This is a genomic window from Brevundimonas sp. (genome assembly GCF_041911375.1).
Lineage (GTDB): Bacteria > Pseudomonadota > Alphaproteobacteria > Caulobacterales > Caulobacteraceae > Brevundimonas.
This window is the reverse complement of record NZ_JAYRPA010000073.1, coordinates 20,473-39,478: the sequence shown is the minus strand read 5'-3', so window position 1 is coordinate 39,478 and position 19,006 is coordinate 20,473. Positions and strand designations below refer to the sequence as shown.

Sequence of the window (19,006 nt, the reverse complement as noted above, 5' to 3'; positions counted from 1 at the left end):
CCATACGAAAGTTTTGCCCGGCCTGAGCGATCAGGCCGGGCTTTTTCATGCGGCGCGGGTCACCGGTTGAGCGCCGACCGCGCCGCCTCGGCATAGCGATGGCCGGACGCCGCGCCCTTGGGAAAGACCGCATCGATCCGTGCCAGGTCTTCCGGCGTCAGCACCAGATCAACCGCAGCCGCATTCTGCTCCAGGGTGGGGATGCGGCGGGTGCCGGGGATCGGGACCAGATCGTCCCCTTGGGCCAACACCCAGGCCAGGGCCAGCTGCGCCGCCGTCACGCCCTTGTCGGCGGCGATCGTCTTCACCGCCTCGACGAGGTCGAGGTTCTTCTGGAAGTTCTCGCCCATGAAGCGGGGATTGGAGCGGCGGAAATCGTCAGGCGCCAGGTCGTCGATCGATCTGATGTCGCCGGACAGGAAGCCGCGCCCCAGCGGGCTGTAGGGCACGAAGCCGATCCCCAGCTCACGCACGGTGGCGAACAATTCGTCCTCGGGCTCGCGGCTCCATAGCGAATACTCGGTCTGAAGCGCGGTGATCGGATGGGTCGCATGCGCCTTGCGAAGCGTCCCGGGCGCCGCCTCGGACAGCCCCAGGAACCGCACCTTCCCCTCCCGCACCAGCTCGGCCATGGCGCCGACCGTGTCCTCGATCGGCGTGTCGGGATCGACGCGGTGCAGATAATACAGGTCGACGTGGTCGACTCCGAGGCGCTGAAGGCTGCCTTCGATGGCCCGGCGCACATTCTCCGGGCGGCCATCGACAGCCAACCTGGTGCGGTCGGCGTTATAGCCAATGCCGAACTTCGTGGCGAGGAACGCCTGGTCGCGGCGGCCTTTGAGCGCCTTCCCGACCAGCACTTCATTGGTATGCGGGCCGTACATTTCCGCGGTGTCGAGCAGGGTCACGCCGAGATCGAGCGCGCGGTGAATGACGGCGATCGACTGCGCCTCGTCGCCGCCGCCGTAGAAGGCGCTCATGCCCATGCAGCCCAGGCCGATTGCTGAAACCTCGGGACCGTTCGGGCCCAACGTGCGCGTTTTCATGGCGCTCTCCTGTCGATGGTGAATTTAGCGCCATAGCCGCCGATGACAGGGATGTGGGGATGCGAGGGTCGGCTGCAAGCTGCGACCCGCATCACGATGGTACCGCCTCTCAGGCTTGAACTGAGGACCTCCGGCTCCACAAACCGGCGCTCTAACCAACTGAGCTAAGGCGGCCCGCGCATCGCGAGGCGCGTTGTCTAGCGGCGGCTTACGCTTGGATCAAGTCAGAGAGTGTGATCGCGCAAACAAAAACGCCCCGGCGTGAGCCGGGGCGTCTTCAACCGCATAATGCAGTCTACTGAAGTCGGAACCGCACGGTGAATCTTGCCTGTCCACCTTGCGCGACGCCATCCACGGTGCCCGGCGCAAAACGCGCGGACCGCATGGAGGCAAGAGCCTCGCGACCAAAGCCGGCGCCCGAAGGCGTTTCCGACACCACGCTGCAGTTAGTCGCCGCACCGTTGGCCTGAACCGAGCAGAGCAGAACAACCGTGCCCTCCTCAATCCCGCGTTCCTGAGCGCGCACGGGGAACTCCGGGCGAGGCTGGCGCGACCACGAAACGTTCGTGATCGTAGCGGGACGCGGCGGAGCCGGGGGAGCGGGCGGAGGCGGCGGACCGGGGACGATGACGGGCGGGCCCGAATATTCGACGCGGTCTTCCTTCTTCGTCGGCTCGATCGGCAGAGTGACCGGCGGCGGCGGAGCCTGGGTGTTGAGCACCGGCTCGCGCACCTGGAGCTTGGGCGGCGGAGGCGTGTCCGGCGGCGGGGGCGGGGGCGGAGGCGGCGGAGGCGGCGGAACCGGCTCGACCAACTCGACCTCAACGGCCTCGTCGACGTAGTTGAACTCCTTCAGCTTGAACTTCGCCTGCTGCAGATAGAACAGAAGAAGCGCGAACAGAATGGTGACGACCAGCAGGCAGACCAGGAGCACGGGGGTCGAGACCCCCATGAAGCCCTTCTGCTTCGGCGCGTCATAACGACTGCGGTGATAAGTGACGTCTGTCATTGCACCTCGCCTACTGCGACTGGTCTTCGCCGACCAGGGCGACGCTGTAGAAGCCGTTATCCTGCAGGGCGTTCATGACCTGCATGAAGTCGCCGTAGCGGGTGTTCTGGTCGCCACGAATGAAGATCCGCTCATCCGCCGGGTTCCGCGTGCCGATCTGTTCTTCCAGGTCCGCCCCGAGCGAGCCGACGTCGGAGCGGAAGTCGCCCACGAAGACGTCGCCGTCGTTCTGGATCGAAATATAGACCGGCTTCGGCGGGTTCTGGGCCGGCGGGGCCATTGCGATCGGCAGTTCCACTGGCACCGACACGGAGGCGAGCGGGGCCGCCACCATGAAGATGATCAGGAGGACCAACATGACATCAACGAAAGGCGTAACGTTGATCTCGCTGTTGGCCTCGATCTGGTACTTGCCACCGCCGCCCGATGAAAGCTTGGCGGCCATCTGGATTACGCTCCCTTGTCGAGTTGACGCGAGATGCCGTTGATCAGTTCAGCGTTGAAGCCGTCCGCGCGGGTGCCGTAGGCGGCGATGCGGGTGTTGAAGTAGTTGTAGAAGATAACCGCCGGGATAGCGGCGAAGAGGCCGATACCGGTGGCCAGCAGCGCCTCGGCGATACCGGGGGCGACGACGGCCAGGTTGGTGGTGTTCGATTCCGCGATGCCGATGAACGAGTTCATGATGCCGTACACGGTGCCGAACAGACCGACGAACGGACCGGACGAACCGACCGAGGCCAGGAACTGCTGACCGCCCGAGATGCGCTTGGCCAGACCGGCCTGAACGGCGGTGACGGCGGCTTGGGCGCGAGCCAGGGTGTCGTGGCGGTGATCGCCGGTGACCGAAAGGCCGGCCTGACGCGACAGGTCGACTTCTTCGGTGGCCGCGGCGGCCATGTCAGCCAGCGGGTTGCCTTCATACTCTTCGGCGGTCGCGACCGCCTTCATGTCGGCGATGGTGCGGGCGCCACGGAAGTTCTCGAGGAAGGCGTCCGTCTTGCGGTTCAGAGCGCCGAACTCGAACAGCTTGATGAGCAGCAGCGTCCACGAGAAGATCGACGCCAGCAGCAGGCCGGCCATGACGACCTTAACGACCACGGTCGCTTCCATGAACATCGAGATCGGGGTGATGCCGCCGCCGTGACCGCCGCCGACGGCTTCGCTCATCGACGCGGGATCGGCTTCCGGAGCAGCCGCATCGGCGGGCGCAGCGGGAGCCGCGGCCGGCGCGGCGGCCGGGGTGGGCTCGGCCGGCGCTTGCGCCAGAACGGGCGTGCTCGCCATGAGGACGGCGACGCCGGCCATGGCGAGGAGGGTGTTGGTCTTCTTGCTGATCAGCATAATTCGCCAGTTCCTGCTTGGTCTGACTCGTGGAACCAAAGGTTCGGCCATGTCACCGGCCGTCCCCCAACCTGAGATGTTTCCTTCAACGCCCCCCGTCCCAATCTGGAACCAGAGTCCGCTGAAAACGAGCGAGAACCCGTCCGGTTGCCCGGAAGGCCCCCCGCCGATGATTGAAGCGTCGGAATCTGATCCTCGGCCTCGTCGAACTCCACCCAGAAAGTTTACTCTGGGAAGGCGTCCCGAAACCCTTTGGCGAACCGTTACCAGAGCGTCAAGGGCGAAGCGCGCGATTTCGCCACCGATGGGGTTGCGGGCGAACTCGTGCGCTGGGACGCATCTAGTCGGCCAAACGCGACAATTTCATGATTGTCGATCGGCGAACGGCGCAAGCTTGTTCGATGGGAGGGGGGCGCCGACGATGAGGGGGAAAATGGTGCCTGGAGGCGGATTCGAACCACCGACACGCGGATTTTCAATCCGCTGCTCTACCAACTGAGCTATCCAGGCGCCGCTCGGCGTCGCGAGAGCGGCGTCTATAGGCGAGCCGGTTTCGGGTGTCCAGCGTCGGTTTCAGTCGTTTTGCGGTTCTTCGTCGGAACCCTCGTCGGCCTCTCCCGGGATGACGTAGGAACCCGCAAACCAACGCTGCAGATCGACGTCGGAGCAGCGGCGCGAGCAGAACGGTCTGTACTTGGGATCGGCTTCGGATTTCCGGCAGATGGGACAAAGGGCCACGGTCATGCCTCCTCTATGCGGCTGCGCCCAGGAGCCAAGGCTGCGTCGGCCCTGACCAGGACGCGTGGGCCCAGTTGGGCCGCCAAAGGCGCCGCGACGACAGCTTCGTCAGGCGCAGAATAGGCGACGACGCGCGCGGATGTCGTGTCCGACAGGATATGTCGCCTCAACTGACGGACCAGCGCCTGCGCCCGTGTTCGCACGCCCGGCGCCAGGACTTCCTCAATCGGGGTCCGCTTCCAGGGCGTCGACAGCTGGATAAGGCCGAAGCGGCTGACCGGGCCAAACACGGCCTGCGGCTCATGTGTGAACGCGGCTCGCGCGGTCTTGAGCAGCGCCTCCCCGTCCCGACCGTCGCCCGCGACATCGATGACGACCAGGCCGCCCCACCCCTTCAAGCCGATCAGCCGCGCGGCCTGCCGCAACGCGTGGGCGTTCGCGGCGGCCCTGCTCCTGGAGGGATCGCGACCCGGCTCCGGCGCATGGTCCACATCGACCGCGACAAGGGCGCGCGTGCGCTGGATCGCCAGGTCCAGACCCTGGGCGGGAAACGTGAAGTGATCGGACAGCGCCTCGTCCTGCGCCTCGTCAGCGGCGTCCAGGGCGGCGAGCCCCCCGACGATCGGCACGCCGGGCGCGATCATACGCAACCGATCAGCGATCGAAGGGGCCGATTCGAGCAGCCGGACCTCCCCTTGCCCCGGCCCGAGGCGACGAACGGCCGCACCCTTCCCGCGCCGCGGCTCGGCGGTGACCACGACCTCCAGGCGCTCGCCTTGAGTCACCGATTCGTTTCGCGCCAGGTGCAGGAATGCGTGTGCCTCGCCCCCCACGTCGATGAAGGCTCCGCGCAGGCCAGGAGCCGTTTCGGCTACTCGCCCCAGCACTCGCGCGCCCAGCCTGAGCTGAGGCGCGTCGTCGTCACGCGTGATGAACAGGTGAATCGGGCGACCGCCGCGCACAACGACGCCGCGCGTCTCGCCAGGCGTCTCGTCAAGGAAGAGTTCCAGGTCGCCTTGGCCGGTCACGGTCGCCAGCCGGCGCCGTTCAGCAGTTGCACCGCTTCATAGATCGGCAGGCCCATCACAGACGGATGGCTGCCGACGATTCGTTGCACGAAGGCCCCCGACGGCCCTTGGATGCCATAGCCGCCGGCCTTGCCGCGCCAGTCGCCGGTGGCGACATAGGCTGCGATCTCGCCGGCCGACAGCGGCTTGAAGCTGACACGGGTTTCGTTGATTCGCACCGACAGGCGTCCGTCTCGGATCACCGCGACACCGGTGTGGACACGGTGGTTGCGACCGGAAAGAAGCGTCAGGAAGCGCGTCGCCTCAGCCTCGTCCGCAGCCTTTTCGAGAAAGCGACGGCCGACGGACACCACGGTGTCGGCGGCGATGACCACGGCGTAGGGATGCCGGGCCGCCACGATCTGGGCCTTGGACGAGGCGAGCCGCTGCGCCAGGCGCGGCGGCGTTTCGCCTTTCAGCGGCGTCTCGTCGATGTCGGCGGGGTCGATGTGGTCGGGGCGTATTCCGACCTGCGCCAGCAGTTCGATGCGGCGAGGGCTGGACGACGCCAGCACCAGTTCGGGGCGGCTCACGCGAGCCGTCCCTTACTTGAAGCGATAGGTGATGCGGCCCTTGGTCAGGTCATAGGGCGTCATCTCGACCAGGACCTTGTCGCCGGCCAGCACGCGGATACGGTTCTTGCGCATCTTGCCGGCCGTGTGGGCGATGATCTCGTGATCGTTCTCGAGCGTCACGCGGAAGGTGGCGTTCGGCAGCAGTTCGCTGACGGTGCCGGGAAACTCGAGCAGTTCTTCCTTAGCCATGCGGCCTCTCGCGCCCGTCGAAAACGACTTCAGCCCCACGCCGGGCGGGCGCGTGGGGCGGAATGGACGGGCCTAATGCCCGAAATTGCGTAGATAGTCGAGGTCAGCCTCGACGGTAGAGGGCGCAGACCAGCGTGAACAGCCGCCGCGCCGTCTCGCGATCCAGCACCACCTTGCCGTCCAGACGCTGGGTCAACTGGTCGGCTCCTTCGTTGTGCAGGCCGCGCCTGCCCATGTCCACCGCCTCGATCTGGCTGGGCGACGAGCCGCGAAGCGCCTCGTAATAACTGTCGCAGATAAGCAGATAATCGCGCAGAACCGTCTTCAACGGTGTCAGGCTGAGCGCATAGGTGCGCGCGAACTCCGGCCCGGTGATGTCGAAAACCAGGCGGTTGTCCTGCAGCGACAGTTTCAACGCATACGGCCCGCCCTGGGCGTCGACCGGCTGAAAGCTGTTCTTCTCCACCAGGTCGAAAATGGCCACGCGACGCTCGTGCTCGATCTCGGCGGTGGCGGCCGGAAGCGTGGCCGCGTCCAGGTCGACGGAGGCCAGGACGTGGGGACCGCTCATGCCTCCACCTCGCCCAGATGGGTCGGCGCCACCCGTGCGGGCCAGCGTTCGGAAATGTCGGTCACCACGGCGTCCAGACATTCGACGTCGATACGCAGGTCACCCCCGCCGGCGAACATCAGGATGACCTTGCCGCTGGGCGCCTCTGTCGGCAGGAAGTCCAGCGCAAGCAGTTCCAGCGAGGCGTCGGGGTTTCGCGGCAGCCGTCGGCTCTTCACCGCCAGCACGTCCCCGAACTGCATGGCCGACATCACCCGCGTGCCGCCGCATTCCCAGCAGAAGCGGCTGAAGGCGATGGTCAGGGTGCGGGCCTGCTTTTCCCACACGATGTCGATGGGGCGCAGGATGGCGTCCTGCAGCGCCGCAGAGATGATCTGCAGATCGTCGGCGTCCTCGGCCAGCAGGCGCAACGGTTCGACCGTCGCGGCGGGCGTTGACGGAACGGCGTCGATCTCAGTGTCCATCACCCCATCCCATCGTCTTGGCCCTTGATACGGCGGATCGAAGCTCCGCAGGCGCCGAGCTTTTCCTCCAAACGCTCGAAACCGCGATCCAGATGATAGACGCGGCCGATCGTCGTCTCACCTTCGGCCACGAGGCCCGCGATGACCAGACACATCGAGGCGCGAAGGTCGGTGGCCATCACCTGGGCGCCGTGAAGGGTTTCGACGCCGTTGACGTGCGCCTCGCCCGCATGGACCGAGATGTCCGCGCCCAGACGCGCCAGTTCCGGCACGTGCATAAAGCGGTTCTCGAAGATCGTCTCGCGGATCGTGCTGGTTCCCTCCGCCGTCGTCATCAGGGCCATGAACTGGGCCTGAAGATCAGTGGCGAAACCCGGATAGATCGCGGTTTCCAGATCCACCGCCTTCAGCCGCTGGGCCGGATCGCGCTTGATGAGCACGCCGTCGGCGGTGGAGGACACCTCCACCCCGGCTTCGACCATCTTGTCGGTCAGAGCCGAGATCAGCTCCGCGCGCGCCGTGGTCAGACGCACCTCGCCGCCCGCCATGGCGACGGCGACGGCGTAGGAGCCCATCTCGATCCGATCGGGAATCACCGGCCAGGTGGTCCCGCTCAGCGACGACACGCCCGTGATGGTCAGGACATCGGTGTCGATGCCCTCGATCTTTGCGCCCATGGCCGTCAGGCAGCGCGCCAGGTCCCCGATCTCGGGCTCGCGCGCGGCCCGACGCAGAACGGTCGTCCCCTGCGCCAGCACGGCGGCCAGCAAGGCGTGTTCGGTGGCGCCGACGGAGACGAAGGGGAACTCGATCTCGGCCCCGCGCAACCCCTTGGGCGCGATGGCCGAGACATAGCCCTCCTCCAGCTCGATCGAGGCGCCGAGCGCCGTCAGGGCCTGCAGATGCAGGTCCACCGGCCGCGCGCCGATGGTGCAGCCGCCCGGCAGCGACACCTTGGCGTGACCGGTCCGCGCCAGCAGCGGGCCCAGAACGTTGAACGAGGCGCGCATCTGGCGAACCAGGTCATAGGGCGCGAAGGTCGAGGTCAGATCGGCCGCGTGGAACAGGCTTTCCTGGCCGTCGGCGCCGTCGCGTTCGGTCACCTCGACACCGAACTGGCGCAGCAGTTGTCCCAGGAACCGGGTGTCGGCCAGCCGGGGCATGTTGGTCAGCAGCAAAGGCTGATCCGTCAGGATCGAGGCGGCCATCAGCTTGATGGCGGAGTTCTTGGCGCCGCTGACGGGAATGTCCCCGTAAAGCTGGGCGCCGCCCTGAATGGCTATGCTGTCCATGACGTCCTTGAAGCGCCCGGGTCGAAAAATGGCGCCGGGGGACGGCTTCTCTAGCAAGCGGTCGCCCCGCCGGGAAAGGCCGCGTTCCGATGAACTTCAGTTGCGGTCGCGAACCTCGGCGGGCGCACGGGGCGCCTTTCGCCGACGCAGATTGTCCCTCAGCGCGGACGCCAGCCTGGCGGCGCGCTCGATGCGGGCCCTCTCCGCCGGCGAAGGGCCTGATGATTCGGCCGGATTCGACATGACCTCCCGCTCGGGCGGCGTATCGGCGTCGTGCGGCGGTTGGCTCATGGCGCGATCATGCCGTTATCTCCGATCTTGTCCAAACTTTCTTTCCCACCATCAAAAACGGGCTTCCATCGCCGGGAGGGTTTGGCTATACGGCCGCTTCCTCAGTCGGGGCCGCCGTAGCTCAGTGGTAGAGCGCATCCTTGGTAAGGCTGAGGTCGGCAGTTCAATCCTGCCCGGCGGCACCATCTGAGACCCTTGCAGCAAGGGATTTGAGCGGGAGACCTCATCCCACTCCCCAAGCTGCGAAGGAGAACGAAACAGGCTCTTCCCGCCCCAAACCTGGGGAAAATCCGGGAAGAGATGTTCCGAATTCGTTCTCCCGCTTCCGGCCCTCACCGAACCGTGGCATCATCAGCGCATGGAGCAAATGCTCATGGCTGAGGTGATCCCCTTTCCGCTGGCGCGACGGGTCGACCTCGTGCGCCGTCATGCTGATCGCGTCCTCGAGCTTACGCCGGATGCTGGCGAGCGCCACCTTCTGCGGCAGGTCGATGTCCAGCGACAGGCCCTCCTCCGAAAGGGGTGCGACCCTGACGTGGTGGAGGCGGTGTGCCGAGACCTTGAAGGCGCGATGCGCGCGGAGATCTGGAAAATCGTCCTGACAGGCCACGGGGGCGCGGCTTGACAGCAGCCGTTCTCCCGCTCCGCGAGACAAGCCCCTTCCAGCAGTGGCAACCTTTGTATGCCGCGCTCGGGATTCCGATCTTCCCCGTCGACATGGGACCAGACGGTGGGCGGAAGAAGCCCCTGCCGGTCGGCTACCTTGGGACGACGCCGGGTCGCAGCCTTGCTCACCTCTCCCGCTGGCCCGACGCGGAGGCCTTCGGATTTGTACCGGGCAAGGTGGGGATCACAGTTCTCGACATAGACACCCAGGACGAGGTGTTCCTGGCCGACCAGATCGCGCGCTATGGGCACCCCCGCGTGATCGTGAAGACCGCATCAGGCAAGTGGCACGGCTATTACAGGAACACGGGCGAAGAGGATCACATTCGGCTCTTTGGCCCCGACGTGCCGATTGACCTCAAGGGCAGCAGCAAAGGATACATCGTCGCCCCAGGATCACGGACAGCGTACGGCACATACGAGATCGTCTTCGGCGCATTGGAAGACCTCGCCAGCCTAACGCCCATGGGCGCTCACCAGTCCACGGCGCGAACGATCGAAGTAGCCGCCCGCCCCAAGAACGAACATTCGGCGTCCGCAAATGATGACGGGGTGCGGATCAAGGCAGGCTCCCGCAACTCGGCGCTCTTCGATCACTGCTTGGCGCAAGAACCTCACTGCGAAGCGCTCGAGGATCTGATCGATGTCGCGCGCTACTTCGCCTCGACCGTCTTCGACGATGCGATGCCCGAGGATGAGGTGCGTAGGACGGCCGTCAACGTCTGGAACAACTACAGCGGCGACCGGAACTGGAAGGCAAAGTCGCAGAACGGGAGACAGAAGGTGCAGCTCTACGGAGACGACATCTCGGAGCTGATCGCGTCCGACAAGAACGCCCTAGTCCTGTATGCGCTGCTCAAGCGGCTGCACCCCAGTCCAACCGAAACCTTCCAGATAGCAAACGGACTAGCGGGCCAGACGTGGGCGGGCGCCATGTCGCGACGCGAACTCCAAAATGCTCGCAAGACGCTGGTGGAGAAGAAGAAAGTCCGGTGCGTCGTCGGGGCAAGCTCAAAGCGCGGCCCGGCTTTGTTCCGGTGGTCGAGTTAAGAGTGACCAGAACTGGTCAGGGATAATAACTAAACACCCCTCCCCCGCTCCCCTTGCCCTAAAACGCCCTCCAGCAGCGCACGGCCCGATTTCGGCGTCTGCTTCGAGGCTCAGAACCCCGGAAAATGGCCCTCCGAGAAAAATTTGGCGGCGTCGTGGAGGGGGTTCAAGGCCTCAGCGTCACCGGGCGTCACGTGACCGTCACGCCCGCGTCCCCGCCATGTCCCTCACCCGTCCCTAGGGACACCTTTCGCCAACCCATCAAAATCGGCAGACTGTCACGCCGAGATTTCAGGGGCAGCGAAATGTTTGAAGCGGTATTCGGGGCAGCGGCATTTGCGCTGGGGGCCACACAGGACGGCTACCAACCCCCTTGGCCAGCGGACGACGGCCTTGAGGCATCAATAGCTTGGCAGGTCGAACACTTGGACATCGCGCCTGCGGCTATCGTTTGGCTGGATGAAACCATGGTTGCTGTGATGAGGCGGGAAACCTTGCAGCGTACCGGGAACACGGCCCGCGCATGGTTCCACTGGGAAGCCCTCAACGCGGATCAGGCTCAGGCTTGGGGAGGTCGATCTATGCTCCTCCTAAGAGAGATGGACTGCGAGCAGCGCCGAACCAGGATCATAGCGGCCAGCAGCTACTCGGGCACAAACCTCACAGGGCGGCACACGGACCACAACTCATCGCCCAGTGAGAGAGAGTGGGTATATGATCGGCCTGGGATGCTAGGAGCGGCACAGACAGCAGCCGCCTGTGACGGCCAGTTCTTCCTGCGCGATCTACTTGCCGATTGATGAAGACCGGAGGGGGACTCCAGACTTCCGGCTCTTGCTTAGGGACCGGCGGGGGGCGACAAAACGAAAAGTCATCGGATTGGTGGTTTTTCCGGCCTGCCTAAGATTGCCGACTACTGCCTAATGTTGCCGAGTGGGGTCCCTGACCTTGGCGAATAGATCGACAATGGCCTCGTCAAATCACTGGCGGGGCCATTTTGCTGCAAGCTGCTGCACGACTTCTCGGGATGGAGGCGAAGGCCTCTCCCTCTGTCGCGCCTGACGCCCAGGACACCGAGTCCGCCTCCTGGCTGGCTGAGATCTTCGGCGCCCAGCGTGGGTTGACGGGTGTGTCGGTCACGCCCGAGACCGCCCTCAAGAACCCGACCGCCTACGCCGCCGTGGCGGTGATCGCCCAGGCGGTCGCCCAACTGCCCCTGCACCTGTACCGGCGCACCGCTGACGGCGGGAAGGAGCGGGCCTCCGACCACCCCCTGTCCGTCTTGCTGAACGATCAGCCGAACGACTGGACGAGCGCCTACGACTTCCGCCTGTCGATGACCTCGGCGGCGCTGCGCTACGACCAGGGCGCGTTCGCCTGGATCGGCCGGGCCGGCGGCGAGATCATGGAGCTGGTCCAGATCCCCTCGCAGAGCGTCACGGTCGAGACCGATCCTCTGACCCGCGAGCCGACCTATCGCGTGACCGAACGGAACGGGCGCCAGCGCGCCTACGACCGGTTCGACATCCTGCACATCCGGGCCATGGACGGGGTCGCCCCGATCACGGCCGCGCGGGAGGCCATCGCCATCATGACGGTGATGGAGCGCCACGCCGCCAAGCTGTTCGGCAAGGGCGCCCGCCCCTCGGGCCTGCTGAAGGCTCCCAAGGGCCTGTCGGTGGACGCCATGAAGCGGGCCGTCTCCTCCTGGAACAAGGCCCATAGCGGCGACGGCGGCGGCGGCACGGCCTTCCTCGAGAGCGATTGGGAGTGGGTCGCCACCCAGCTTTCCAGCGTCGACGCCCAGTTCATGGAGCTGCGCGGTCAGCAGGTGGTCGAGATCGCCCGCCCCTTCCGCATCCCGCCGCCCATGCTCCAGGACTACGGCCGGGCCACCTGGTCGAACCAGGAGGAAGGCGGACGCCAGTTCCTGACCTTGGCCCTGATGCCCTGGCTGAAGGTCTGGGAAGGCGCCATCCGCCGTTCGCTCCTGACCCGCGACGAGCGCGAGACCTACTTCGCCGAGTTCCTGGTCGATGACCTGGCCCGCGCCAACCAGGCCGCCCGGTTCGAGGCCTACGCCAAGGCCATCACGAACGGGATCCTGAACCCGAACGAAGTCCGCGCCATGGAGAACCGCCCGCCCTACACCGGCGGAGACGAGTTCCGCCTGCCCCTCAACACCGAAGCACCGGGGGCCGCCAATGGCGAATGAACTGCCTCCCATCGAACTGAAGTCCCTCGGCGAGGATGGCGTGATCGAGGGCTACGCCTCGGTCTTCGGCAACCGTGACCTGGTCGGCGACATCGTCCAGCGCGGCGCCTTCGCCCGATCCCTGAAGGGCCGCCCGGCCGGCGAGATCGCCATGCTCTGGGCGCACGACGGCAAGCGCCCGATCGGCGTCTGGGACGAGGTGGCCGAGGACGCCATCGGCCTGAAGGTGAAGGGCCGGATACTCACCGCCACGCGCGACGGTTCGGACGCCTTCGAGTTCGCCAAGGCCGGCGCCGCTCGAGGCCTGTCCATCGGCTACCGCACCGTGAAAGCCCGCCGCAGCACGGAGCTGAAGGCCCGTCTGCTGGACGATGTCGACCTCTTCGAGATCAGCCTCCTCCCCGTCCAGGCGAACAGCCTGGCGCGGGTTGAGCGCGTGAAATCCCACTGCCCCGACCGCGCGCGCCGGCTGGTGGCCCAGATCAACGCGGCGTCTGACGCCCTGCGCGCCGGAGAAACCCAATGATGCTGAAGACCCCCTTTCCTCTCGAGACGAAGGACGCCGGCGACGCCGACGATCTGGAGGTCAAGGAGGCGCTGGATCGGCTGGAGAAGTCCGTCGATGACCGCGTGAAGACCGCCGTTGCCGAGGCCGCCAAGGGCTCCGCTGACGAGATCAAGGGCCTGAAGGCCGAGATCGCCGCCCTCAAGCGCCCCGGCGCGGAGAGCGAGGACGAGGAGCCCGCCGAGGCCAAAGCCTTCTGGGGCTTCGTCCGCAGCGGCACCGAGTCCCTGGAGCCCGACGAGCGTAAGGCCCTGATCGTCTCGGACGACACGCGCGGCGGCTTCCTGGCCCCCGAGCAGTTCGAGGCCCAACTGCAGAAGGAGCTGGTCGAGATCAGCCCGATCCGCGCCGCCGCCCGCGTCACCCAGACGACGGCCGGCCGGGTGGTCTGGCCCAAGCGCACCGGCACCATCACCGCCAAGTGGGTCGGCGAGACCGAGGAGCGCCCGAAGACCGAGCCGACCTATGGCCAGGCCGCGCTCGAGGTCCACGAGATGGCCGCCTACATCGACGTGTCGAACTGGCTGCTGGAAGACAGCGCCATCGACCTGGCGTCCGAACTGGCCAGCGACTTCGCCGAGGAGTTCGGGCGCCTTGAGGGCGTCGCGTTCATCGACGGCGATGGCGTCAAGAAGCCGGTCGGCATCCTGAACGATCCGTCGATCAAGACCGTCGCCAACGGTCACGCCGCCAACGTCTCGGCCGACGCTCTGATCCAGCTCATGTACGACCTGCCCCCGACCTATCGGAACCGTGGGTCCTGGCTGCTGAACGGCGCCACCATCGCCGCCTATCGCCTGCTGAAGGACGGCAACGGCCGGTTCCTCTGGCAGGACTCCATCCAGGTCGGTCAGCCGGCGACCCTGCTGGGCCGCCCGGTGGTCGAGGCGGTGGACATGCCGGGCATCGAGGCGGACGCCACGCCGGTCATCTACGGCGATTTCGCCACCGGCTACCGCATCGTGGACCGCGTCGGCCTGTCGGTCCTGCGCGATCCATACACCGTCGCCACCGAGGGCCTGGTCCGCTTCCACGGCCGTCGCCGGGTCGGTGGTGGCGTGGTCCGCCCCGACGCCTTCCGCAAACTCAAGATGGCCACGAGCTGAGGAGAGCCCTGATGCGCGAGCAATCCAACACCCTGAAGATCGTCTCGGCCGTCGCGCCGGGCGCCTACACCGCCGATGTCACGCCGGTCCAGATCGACCGGCAGGGCTTCGGATCGGTCACTTTCGCCGTCCACGTCGGCGCCGGCGGGATCACCTTCACCGGCACGAACAAGATCGAGTTCGTCCTGGAGGAAAGCTACGACGGCGAGGACTGGACTGACGTTCTGGCCAAGGATGTCGCCGGCCTGGACCTGACCGCCGACGACGGGATCGTGCTGGCCCTGAAGACGGCCCACGCGAACCCGACCGTCACGAAGTTCGGCTACATCGGCGATGCTCGCTACGTCCGCCTGACGACGGATTTCAGCGGCACCCATGGGACGGGGACTCCCCTGTCCGCCCTGGCCATCATGGGCCGCCCCGCTCACGCGCCGGTGGCCTGATGCCGATGCGGGCGCCGAGCATCTGCGGCTGTGGTCGCGTGGCCCAGACGGGGCGTTCCTGCCTCGCCTGCACGGCCGCGCGCGCCAAGGCCTATGAGGCCCGGCGCCCATCCGCCCGCCAGCGCGGGTACGATTCGAAGTGGGAGCGCGAGAGCAAGGCCTTCCTCGCCCAGCCCGAGAACCGGGTCTGCGCCTGCGGCTGCGGTCGCAAGGCCGACATGGTCGATCACATCATCCCTCATCGTGGCGACAAGGCGCTGTTCTGGCGCCGGTCGAACTGGCAACCCATGGCGTCCTCGCCCTGCCACGCCTCGATGAAGCAGAAGCAGGAGCGCGCCCATGGCTAACGCCGTCGTCGGCGCCCTGCGCGTCACCCTCGGCCTGGACTCGGCCGCCTTCGAGAACGGTCTGACCGGCGCCCAGAAGAAGATGCAGGACGTGGGCGGTCGCCTGCGCGGCATCGCCACCACCATGGCCGGGGTCGGCGTCGCCATCGGCGCGGCCCTCGGCGGCGCGTTCGCGGCGGTCAACGAGATCACCGGCGGCCTGGTCGAAATGGGTCGGGAGGCCGAGACGGCCGGCGTCGCCTTCGAGGAGTTCCAGAAGCTCAAGTACGTCGCCGAACAGGCGGGCGTGAGCGTCGAGGCCCTGACCGACGGCATGAAGGAGATGCAGCTCCGCGCCGACGAGTTCGCCACGACCGGCGGCGGATCGGCGGCTGAGGCGTTCCAGCGCATCGGCCTGACCGGCGCCCAGTTGACCGAGGCCCTGAAGAACCCTGCGGCGATGTTCGATGACATCATCGCCCGCATCTCGAAACTCGACACGGCCGCCCAGATCAGGGTCGCCGATGAGATCTTCGGCGGCACCGGCGGCGAGCAGTTCGTCCGCCTCCTGGACATGGGCGCCGAGGGCATCGCCCAGCTCAAGGCGGAGTTCGTCGCGAACGGCGGTCTGATCCCGGAGGAACAGCTCAAGAAGGCCGAAGCCTTCCGCCAGTCCATGGACAAGATCAAGGCGAGCCTGAGCGGGCTGGCCATCAACGCCCTGGTCGACAGCGGCCTGCTGGAATGGTTCTCCGCCGCCATCCCGAAGGTGATCGCCTTCGGCCGGGCCGTGGTGGACTACCTCGGCCCCAAGCTGATGCCGATTTTCGACGCACTGGTCGGCGTGATCCGGAGCGTCGCGGAGGTCGTGATGTCCATCTTCGGCGACAGCGGCGAGGCGTCGTCGGGGGTCATCACCTTCGGTGAGATCATCAAGCGCATCTTCGAGGCCAGCCTGACCCTGATCCAGGGCGCGCTCGAGGTGATCGCGGACCTCCTGTCGGCCTTCGGCGCGCTGCTGAGGGGCGATTTCAGCGCCATGTGGGGTCACCTCGGCGACGCGGTTGCGGCGGTGGTGGCGGGCATCGGACGCGCGTTCGCCGCTCTGTTCCCCGAGGTGGTGAACTGGGTCCGCCAGACCTACGAGGGCGTGCGCCAATGGCTGCTGGAGCGCTTCACCGCCCTGGTCCGATCCGTGATCGAGAAGATCCAGTCGGTCGGCCAGGCCTTCTACGACCTCTACGACAAGGTGGTCGGCAACTCGTACATCCCCGACATGGTCATCGCCATCGGCGACTGGATCGGCCGGCTGGACGACGTGATGGTCAACCCCGTCCAGGACGCCACCGCCCAGGCGGCGGACGCCTTCAGCGGCCTGTCCAGCAGCGTGGAGAGCAGTCTCGAGGGCATCATCCAGTCCATCGGCTCCAAGGACTGGAGGGGCGCGCTCGGCGGCATCTTCGACATCGTCGGCGAGAAAGGTTCGGGCGGCTGGTCGAAATGGGCCAACGTCGGCTCCAGCCTCCTGAAGGCCCTGCCGGGGTTCGCGACGGGCGGCTCGTTCAAGGTCGGTGGTTCCGGCACGGTCGACTCCAAGCTGGTCGCATTTCGCGCCACGCCGGGCGAACGGGTGGACATTTCCACGCCGGGCCAGCAGCGCCAGCAGGGCGGCGGTGGCATCGCGCAGATCGTGCCTTCCCCTTACTTCGACGTGCAGGTTCTCAGGACCACCCAGCCGGCCATCGCTGAGGCTGAGCGGCGGTCCAACGCCTGGGCGGCGGCCAACATCCCCGGCCTGACCCAGAACCAGATCGCCGCCCGCCAACGGTACTCGACCGGGAGGATCGTGCGATGACCGTCAACGTCGCCGACGCCAAGGCGCATCTCGGCATCCTGGATGACCATCAGGACGAGCTGATCGACGCCCTCCTGAAAGCCGCCACCGACGCCTGCACCCGATACATCGGGACCGACGACCAACCGGACCCGCTGCCGCCGATCTTTGACCAAGCGGTGAAAATGACCGTCGCCGCCCTCTACGAGGGCCGGGAGGGCGCGACCGTGCCAGAGGAGGCGCAGGCGTTGCTCAACGACCTTCGTCCGTGGGTGTTCGGATGAAGCTCGGCCGGCTGGATACCCGCATCGAGATCGTGCGCGACGGCGAGATCGGCCGCGACGAGTTCAATGCCCCGATCACCGGCGAGATCGTGGTCACCACGGCCATGGCCGAGACGGTGCAGCAGAGCGGGCGGGAATATCTCGCCGCCGATGGCGTCCAGGCGTCGCGCCGGATCGTGTTCCGCACCCATCGCCAGCCCGACATCCGCCTCACCGATCGTGTCCGCATGGGCGGGGCCTTCCTCAATATCCGGGAGGTCCGCCCGCTGGGTCGCCTCCACATGGAACTGCACACCGAGGGAGCCGCGTCATGAGCCGGTCCCGCGTGAAGGTGGAAGGGCTGCGCGAACTGGACCGCGCCCTGGGCGACCTGAAGCTGTCCACCGCCCGCAACGTCGGCCGGCGCACGTTGAAACAGGCGCTCGAGCCGATGGCCGAGGCCGCCCGCCAGAACGTCGCCAAGGACCGCTCGGGCGAACTGCGCGCCAGCATCGGCGTCACGTCCGGACGGCCCAAGGGTCGGGGGTACCGGCGTCAGGACCGCATCGAGGCGCACATGGGGCCGGGCCAGTTGCCCCAGGCCATCCAGGAGGAGTTCGGCAACCGGCGCCAATCGCCGCGGCCGTTCATGCGCCCCGCCTGGGACGCCGGGAAGGGTCTGCTGCTCGAGAACGTCAAGACCATCCTCTCCGAGGAGATCGCCAAGGCCGTCCAGCGCGCCGCGCGCAAGGCCGCCCGCCAAGCCGCCAAGGGAGGGAAATGATGGAAGAGGCCATCGCGAACCTGCTGCTGAATAACCCCGCTGTCGCCGCCATCGCCGGAGATCGCGTGAACTGGTCCGCCCGTCCGGACGACGACGCGCTCCCGGCCGTGACCCTGCACCGCATCAGCGGCGCCCACGACGCCACCATGGCGGGGCGTTCCGGCCTGATCGCCAGCCGCGTCCAGATCGACGCCTGGGGGCGGACCTACCGGGAGGCCAAGCTCTTGGCCCGCGCCATCGTCCCCGCCCTGCCTCACGCCCGCACCCTGACCGGCGGCGTCGTCCTGCAGGGCATCTTCATCGACACCGAGAGCGACACCTTTGAGGGCGACGACCCCGAGCCGCTCTACCGCACCCGCATCGACATTTCCGTCTGGCACAAGGAGGCCGAACAGTGACTACCCAAGCGTCCATCGGGAACGGCGCGCAGTTTCAAATCGAAAGCGCCACTCCCGGCACCTACACCGCCATCGCCGAGGTCTTCGACATCACGCCGCCGAACGAGACGACGGACGTGATCGACGCCTCGCACATGGGGGCTCCGGACCGTCAGTTCATCATGGGACTGACCGACCCCGGCGAGACCTCGTTCGAGATGAACTTCGTCCCCGGCTCCACGAGCGAGGGCCTGATCCTGGCGGCGAAGGCTTCCCGGCAAGCCAAGAGTTTCCGGATCGTCTTCCCCAACGCCGCGACCTGGACCTTCTCGGGCCTGCTGACCGGCTACGAGCCGGCCATGCCCAACGACGACAAGATGACCGCCACGGTGACGATCAAGGTCACCGGCGCCGTCCTGCGGGAGGCTGAATAATGGCCAATCCGATGAAGGGCGAAGTCAGCTTCGAGGCCGGTGGCGACCGCTATGTCCTGGCCTACACCATCAATGCCCTGGTGACGCTGGAGAGCAAGCTGGGCGTCACCACCACCCAGCTCGGGGAGCTGCTGGGCGCCAACCTGTCGATGGGGAACCTGCGGACCCTGTTCTGGGCGGGCCTGCTGGCCAACCACGACTGCACCGAGGAAGAGGCCGGCAACCTCATCAGCGACATCGGCATCACGCGCGCCGGCGAGCTGATCGGCGAAGGTCTGACCAAGGCGTTTCCGGAGGCCGGCAAGTCCACCGCCCGCCCTCGGCCGGCGGCGGCTGGGACTGGGAAGACCTCCTGATCGG

General features: G+C 66.7%; 28 protein-coding genes and 3 tRNA genes. 17 read left to right on the top strand and 14 right to left on the bottom strand.

The genetic code is table 11. The features are described 5' to 3' along the window. Nucleotides 1-59: 59 nt before the first annotated feature. The 8 genes from ACE3PU_RS12480 to ACE3PU_RS12445 form a co-directional block, all read right to left on the bottom strand. A complete protein-coding gene (locus ACE3PU_RS12480) occupies nt 60-1,046 on the bottom strand; it encodes an aldo/keto reductase (RefSeq protein ID WP_374390246.1) in 987 nt (328 codons plus the stop codon). Between the two features lie 97 nt (nt 1,047-1,143). Then, a tRNA-His gene (locus tag ACE3PU_RS12475) sits at nt 1,144-1,220 on the bottom strand. Between the two features lie 121 nt (nt 1,221-1,341). Further along, nucleotides 1,342-2,055, bottom strand: a complete 714-nt coding sequence (locus ACE3PU_RS12470; protein WP_374390244.1) for an energy transducer TonB — start codon at nt 2,053-2,055, stop codon at nt 1,342-1,344. A gap of 10 nt (nt 2,056-2,065) precedes the next feature. Beyond that, nucleotides 2,066-2,500, bottom strand: coding sequence for a biopolymer transporter ExbD (locus tag ACE3PU_RS12465; RefSeq protein WP_374390242.1), 435 nt, complete (start codon nt 2,498-2,500; stop codon nt 2,066-2,068). Nucleotides 2,501-2,505: 5 nt separating this feature from the next. Beyond that, entirely contained in the window at nt 2,506-3,396 is an 891-nt protein-coding gene (locus ACE3PU_RS12460) for a MotA/TolQ/ExbB proton channel family protein (protein WP_374390240.1), read from the bottom strand. 434 nt (nt 3,397-3,830) lie between these two features. After that, a tRNA-Phe gene (locus ACE3PU_RS12455) sits at nt 3,831-3,906 on the bottom strand. A gap of 63 nt (nt 3,907-3,969) precedes the next feature. Further along, on the bottom strand, nt 3,970-4,140 hold the full coding sequence (locus ACE3PU_RS12450; protein ID WP_374390237.1) for a DNA gyrase inhibitor YacG: 171 nt from the start codon (nt 4,138-4,140) through the stop codon (nt 3,970-3,972). Then, nucleotides 4,137-4,778, bottom strand: a complete 642-nt coding sequence (locus ACE3PU_RS12445) for a ribonuclease E/G (protein ID WP_374390340.1) — start codon at nt 4,776-4,778, stop codon at nt 4,137-4,139. The genes ACE3PU_RS12450 and ACE3PU_RS12445 overlap by 4 nt, the downstream gene beginning before the upstream one ends. Nucleotides 4,779-4,829: 51 nt before the next feature. Here ACE3PU_RS12445 and ACE3PU_RS12440 point away from each other — a divergent pair, with 51 nt between their 5' ends. Then, a complete protein-coding gene (locus ACE3PU_RS12440) occupies nt 4,830-5,204 on the top strand; it encodes a hypothetical protein (protein WP_374390235.1) in 375 nt (124 codons plus the stop codon). Here ACE3PU_RS12440 and ACE3PU_RS12435 read toward each other — a convergent pair. From ACE3PU_RS12435 to ACE3PU_RS12410, 6 genes are all read right to left on the bottom strand, one after another. Beyond that, on the bottom strand, nt 5,159-5,734 hold the full coding sequence (locus tag ACE3PU_RS12435; protein WP_374390233.1) for a nucleoside triphosphate pyrophosphatase: 576 nt from the start codon (nt 5,732-5,734) through the stop codon (nt 5,159-5,161). The genes ACE3PU_RS12440 and ACE3PU_RS12435 overlap by 46 nt on opposite strands. A 12-nt stretch (nt 5,735-5,746) precedes the next feature. Then, nucleotides 5,747-5,965 carry a translation initiation factor IF-1 gene (gene infA, locus ACE3PU_RS12430; RefSeq protein WP_008261544.1) on the bottom strand — a complete coding sequence of 73 codons (219 nt, stop codon included), beginning with the start codon at nt 5,963-5,965 and terminating at the stop codon, nt 5,747-5,749. Between the two features lie 103 nt (nt 5,966-6,068). Next, entirely contained in the window at nt 6,069-6,536 is a 468-nt protein-coding gene (locus tag ACE3PU_RS12425) for a UPF0262 family protein (protein ID WP_374390231.1), read from the bottom strand. Continuing rightward, nucleotides 6,533-7,000 carry a DUF2948 family protein gene (locus tag ACE3PU_RS12420; protein ID WP_374390229.1) on the bottom strand — a complete coding sequence of 156 codons (468 nt, stop codon included), beginning with the start codon at nt 6,998-7,000 and terminating at the stop codon, nt 6,533-6,535. Before ACE3PU_RS12420 ends, ACE3PU_RS12425 begins: the two co-directional genes overlap by 4 nt. Beyond that, nucleotides 7,000-8,292: a UDP-N-acetylglucosamine 1-carboxyvinyltransferase gene (gene murA, locus ACE3PU_RS12415; RefSeq protein ID WP_374390227.1), complete on the bottom strand. Its 1,293-nt coding sequence runs from the start codon at nt 8,290-8,292 to the stop codon at nt 7,000-7,002. Before murA ends, ACE3PU_RS12420 begins: the two co-directional genes overlap by 1 nt. 96 nt (nt 8,293-8,388) lie before the next feature. Next, nucleotides 8,389-8,583 carry a hypothetical protein gene (locus ACE3PU_RS12410; RefSeq protein WP_374390225.1) on the bottom strand — a complete coding sequence of 65 codons (195 nt, stop codon included), beginning with the start codon at nt 8,581-8,583 and terminating at the stop codon, nt 8,389-8,391. A 110-nt stretch (nt 8,584-8,693) separates the two neighbouring features. Here ACE3PU_RS12410 and ACE3PU_RS12405 point away from each other — a divergent pair. From ACE3PU_RS12405 to ACE3PU_RS12330, 16 genes are all read left to right on the top strand, one after another. Then, nucleotides 8,694-8,768, top strand: a tRNA-Thr gene (locus tag ACE3PU_RS12405). A 173-nt stretch (nt 8,769-8,941) separates the two neighbouring features. Beyond that, complete coding sequence (locus ACE3PU_RS12400; protein ID WP_374390223.1) at nt 8,942-9,208, top strand: DUF6074 family protein; 267 nt, start codon at nt 8,942-8,944, stop codon at nt 9,206-9,208. Then, nucleotides 9,205-10,299 carry a bifunctional DNA primase/polymerase gene (locus ACE3PU_RS12395; RefSeq protein WP_374390221.1) on the top strand — a complete coding sequence of 365 codons (1,095 nt, stop codon included), beginning with the start codon at nt 9,205-9,207 and terminating at the stop codon, nt 10,297-10,299. Before ACE3PU_RS12400 ends, ACE3PU_RS12395 begins: the two co-directional genes overlap by 4 nt. A gap of 125 nt (nt 10,300-10,424) precedes the next feature. Then, nucleotides 10,425-11,099, top strand: coding sequence for a surface-adhesin E family protein (locus tag ACE3PU_RS12390; RefSeq protein ID WP_374390219.1), 675 nt, complete (start codon nt 10,425-10,427; stop codon nt 11,097-11,099). A gap of 227 nt (nt 11,100-11,326) precedes the next feature. After that, entirely contained in the window at nt 11,327-12,514 is a 1,188-nt protein-coding gene (locus ACE3PU_RS12385; protein ID WP_374390217.1) for a phage portal protein, read from the top strand. Beyond that, the gene (locus tag ACE3PU_RS12380; protein ID WP_374390215.1) at nt 12,504-13,040 is read left to right on the top strand and encodes an HK97 family phage prohead protease; all 537 of its coding nucleotides are present in this window, start codon (nt 12,504-12,506) and stop codon (nt 13,038-13,040) included. Before ACE3PU_RS12385 ends, ACE3PU_RS12380 begins: the two co-directional genes overlap by 11 nt. Next, complete coding sequence (locus tag ACE3PU_RS12375) at nt 13,040-14,185, top strand: phage major capsid protein (RefSeq protein WP_374390213.1); 1,146 nt, start codon at nt 13,040-13,042, stop codon at nt 14,183-14,185. Before ACE3PU_RS12380 ends, ACE3PU_RS12375 begins: the two co-directional genes overlap by 1 nt. Before the next feature lie 11 nt (nt 14,186-14,196). Beyond that, nucleotides 14,197-14,628 (top strand): hypothetical protein, encoded by a 432-nt coding sequence (locus ACE3PU_RS12370; protein ID WP_374390211.1) that lies wholly within the window; start codon nt 14,197-14,199, stop codon nt 14,626-14,628. A gap of 5 nt (nt 14,629-14,633) precedes the next feature. Continuing rightward, the gene (locus ACE3PU_RS12365) at nt 14,634-14,975 is read left to right on the top strand and encodes a hypothetical protein (RefSeq protein ID WP_374390209.1); all 342 of its coding nucleotides are present in this window, start codon (nt 14,634-14,636) and stop codon (nt 14,973-14,975) included. Further along, entirely contained in the window at nt 14,968-16,809 is a 1,842-nt protein-coding gene (locus ACE3PU_RS12360; protein WP_374390207.1) for a hypothetical protein, read from the top strand. Before ACE3PU_RS12365 ends, ACE3PU_RS12360 begins: the two co-directional genes overlap by 8 nt. Further along, on the top strand, nt 16,806-17,072 hold the full coding sequence (locus tag ACE3PU_RS12355) for a head-tail connector protein (protein ID WP_374390205.1): 267 nt from the start codon (nt 16,806-16,808) through the stop codon (nt 17,070-17,072). Before ACE3PU_RS12360 ends, ACE3PU_RS12355 begins: the two co-directional genes overlap by 4 nt. Then, nucleotides 17,057-17,386: a head-tail adaptor protein gene (locus ACE3PU_RS12350; protein WP_374390203.1), complete on the top strand. Its 330-nt coding sequence runs from the start codon at nt 17,057-17,059 to the stop codon at nt 17,384-17,386. Before ACE3PU_RS12355 ends, ACE3PU_RS12350 begins: the two co-directional genes overlap by 16 nt. Beyond that, complete coding sequence (locus ACE3PU_RS12345) at nt 17,383-17,835, top strand: HK97-gp10 family putative phage morphogenesis protein (RefSeq protein WP_374390201.1); 453 nt, start codon at nt 17,383-17,385, stop codon at nt 17,833-17,835. The genes ACE3PU_RS12350 and ACE3PU_RS12345 overlap by 4 nt, the downstream gene beginning before the upstream one ends. Beyond that, entirely contained in the window at nt 17,835-18,233 is a 399-nt protein-coding gene (locus ACE3PU_RS12340; protein ID WP_374390199.1) for a DUF3168 domain-containing protein, read from the top strand. Before ACE3PU_RS12345 ends, ACE3PU_RS12340 begins: the two co-directional genes overlap by 1 nt. Continuing rightward, a complete protein-coding gene (locus ACE3PU_RS12335) occupies nt 18,230-18,646 on the top strand; it encodes a phage tail tube protein (protein WP_374390197.1) in 417 nt (138 codons plus the stop codon). The genes ACE3PU_RS12340 and ACE3PU_RS12335 overlap by 4 nt, the downstream gene beginning before the upstream one ends. Next, entirely contained in the window at nt 18,646-19,002 is a 357-nt protein-coding gene (locus ACE3PU_RS12330) for a GTA-gp10 family protein (RefSeq protein WP_374390194.1), read from the top strand. The genes ACE3PU_RS12335 and ACE3PU_RS12330 overlap by 1 nt, the downstream gene beginning before the upstream one ends. Nucleotides 19,003-19,006: the final 4 nt, after the last annotated feature.

Bases quoted from the DNA above. Each gene is read 5' to 3' on its own strand.
- ACE3PU_RS12470 (WP_374390244.1), bottom strand. From the start codon at position 2,055: ATGACAGACGTCACTTATCACCGCAGTCGTTATGACGCGCCGAAGCAG.
- ACE3PU_RS12480 (WP_374390246.1), bottom strand. From the start codon at position 1,046: ATGAAAACGCGCACGTTGGGCCCGAACGGTCCCGAGGTTTCAGCAATC.
- ACE3PU_RS12385 (WP_374390217.1), top strand. From the start codon at position 11,327: ATGGAGGCGAAGGCCTCTCCCTCTGTCGCGCCTGACGCCCAGGACACC.
- ACE3PU_RS12330 (WP_374390194.1), top strand. From the start codon at position 18,646: ATGGCCAATCCGATGAAGGGCGAAGTCAGCTTCGAGGCCGGTGGCGAC.
- ACE3PU_RS12340 (WP_374390199.1), top strand. From the start codon at position 17,835: ATGGAAGAGGCCATCGCGAACCTGCTGCTGAATAACCCCGCTGTCGCC.
- ACE3PU_RS12370 (WP_374390211.1), top strand. From the start codon at position 14,197: ATGCGCGAGCAATCCAACACCCTGAAGATCGTCTCGGCCGTCGCGCCG.
- murA (WP_374390227.1), bottom strand. From the start codon at position 8,292: ATGGACAGCATAGCCATTCAGGGCGGCGCCCAGCTTTACGGGGACATT.
- ACE3PU_RS12400 (WP_374390223.1), top strand. From the start codon at position 8,942: ATGGAGCAAATGCTCATGGCTGAGGTGATCCCCTTTCCGCTGGCGCGA.
- ACE3PU_RS12460 (WP_374390240.1), bottom strand. From the start codon at position 3,396: ATGCTGATCAGCAAGAAGACCAACACCCTCCTCGCCATGGCCGGCGTC.
- ACE3PU_RS12390 (WP_374390219.1), top strand. From the start codon at position 10,425: ATGGCCCTCCGAGAAAAATTTGGCGGCGTCGTGGAGGGGGTTCAAGGC.
- ACE3PU_RS12375 (WP_374390213.1), top strand. From the start codon at position 13,040: ATGCTGAAGACCCCCTTTCCTCTCGAGACGAAGGACGCCGGCGACGCC.
- ACE3PU_RS12425 (WP_374390231.1), bottom strand. From the start codon at position 6,536: ATGAGCGGTCCCCACGTCCTGGCCTCCGTCGACCTGGACGCGGCCACG.
- infA (WP_008261544.1), bottom strand. From the start codon at position 5,965: ATGGCTAAGGAAGAACTGCTCGAGTTTCCCGGCACCGTCAGCGAACTG.
- ACE3PU_RS12360 (WP_374390207.1), top strand. From the start codon at position 14,968: ATGGCTAACGCCGTCGTCGGCGCCCTGCGCGTCACCCTCGGCCTGGAC.
- ACE3PU_RS12450 (WP_374390237.1), bottom strand. From the start codon at position 4,140: ATGACCGTGGCCCTTTGTCCCATCTGCCGGAAATCCGAAGCCGATCCC.
- ACE3PU_RS12380 (WP_374390215.1), top strand. From the start codon at position 12,504: ATGGCGAATGAACTGCCTCCCATCGAACTGAAGTCCCTCGGCGAGGAT.
- ACE3PU_RS12445 (WP_374390340.1), bottom strand. From the start codon at position 4,778: ATGATCGCGCCCGGCGTGCCGATCGTCGGGGGGCTCGCCGCCCTGGAC.
- ACE3PU_RS12410 (WP_374390225.1), bottom strand. From the start codon at position 8,583: ATGAGCCAACCGCCGCACGACGCCGATACGCCGCCCGAGCGGGAGGTC.
- ACE3PU_RS12420 (WP_374390229.1), bottom strand. From the start codon at position 7,000: ATGGACACTGAGATCGACGCCGTTCCGTCAACGCCCGCCGCGACGGTC.
- ACE3PU_RS12345 (WP_374390201.1), top strand. From the start codon at position 17,383: ATGAGCCGGTCCCGCGTGAAGGTGGAAGGGCTGCGCGAACTGGACCGC.
- ACE3PU_RS12355 (WP_374390205.1), top strand. From the start codon at position 16,806: ATGACCGTCAACGTCGCCGACGCCAAGGCGCATCTCGGCATCCTGGAT.
- ACE3PU_RS12365 (WP_374390209.1), top strand. From the start codon at position 14,634: ATGCGGGCGCCGAGCATCTGCGGCTGTGGTCGCGTGGCCCAGACGGGG.
- ACE3PU_RS12465 (WP_374390242.1), bottom strand. From the start codon at position 2,500: ATGGCCGCCAAGCTTTCATCGGGCGGCGGTGGCAAGTACCAGATCGAG.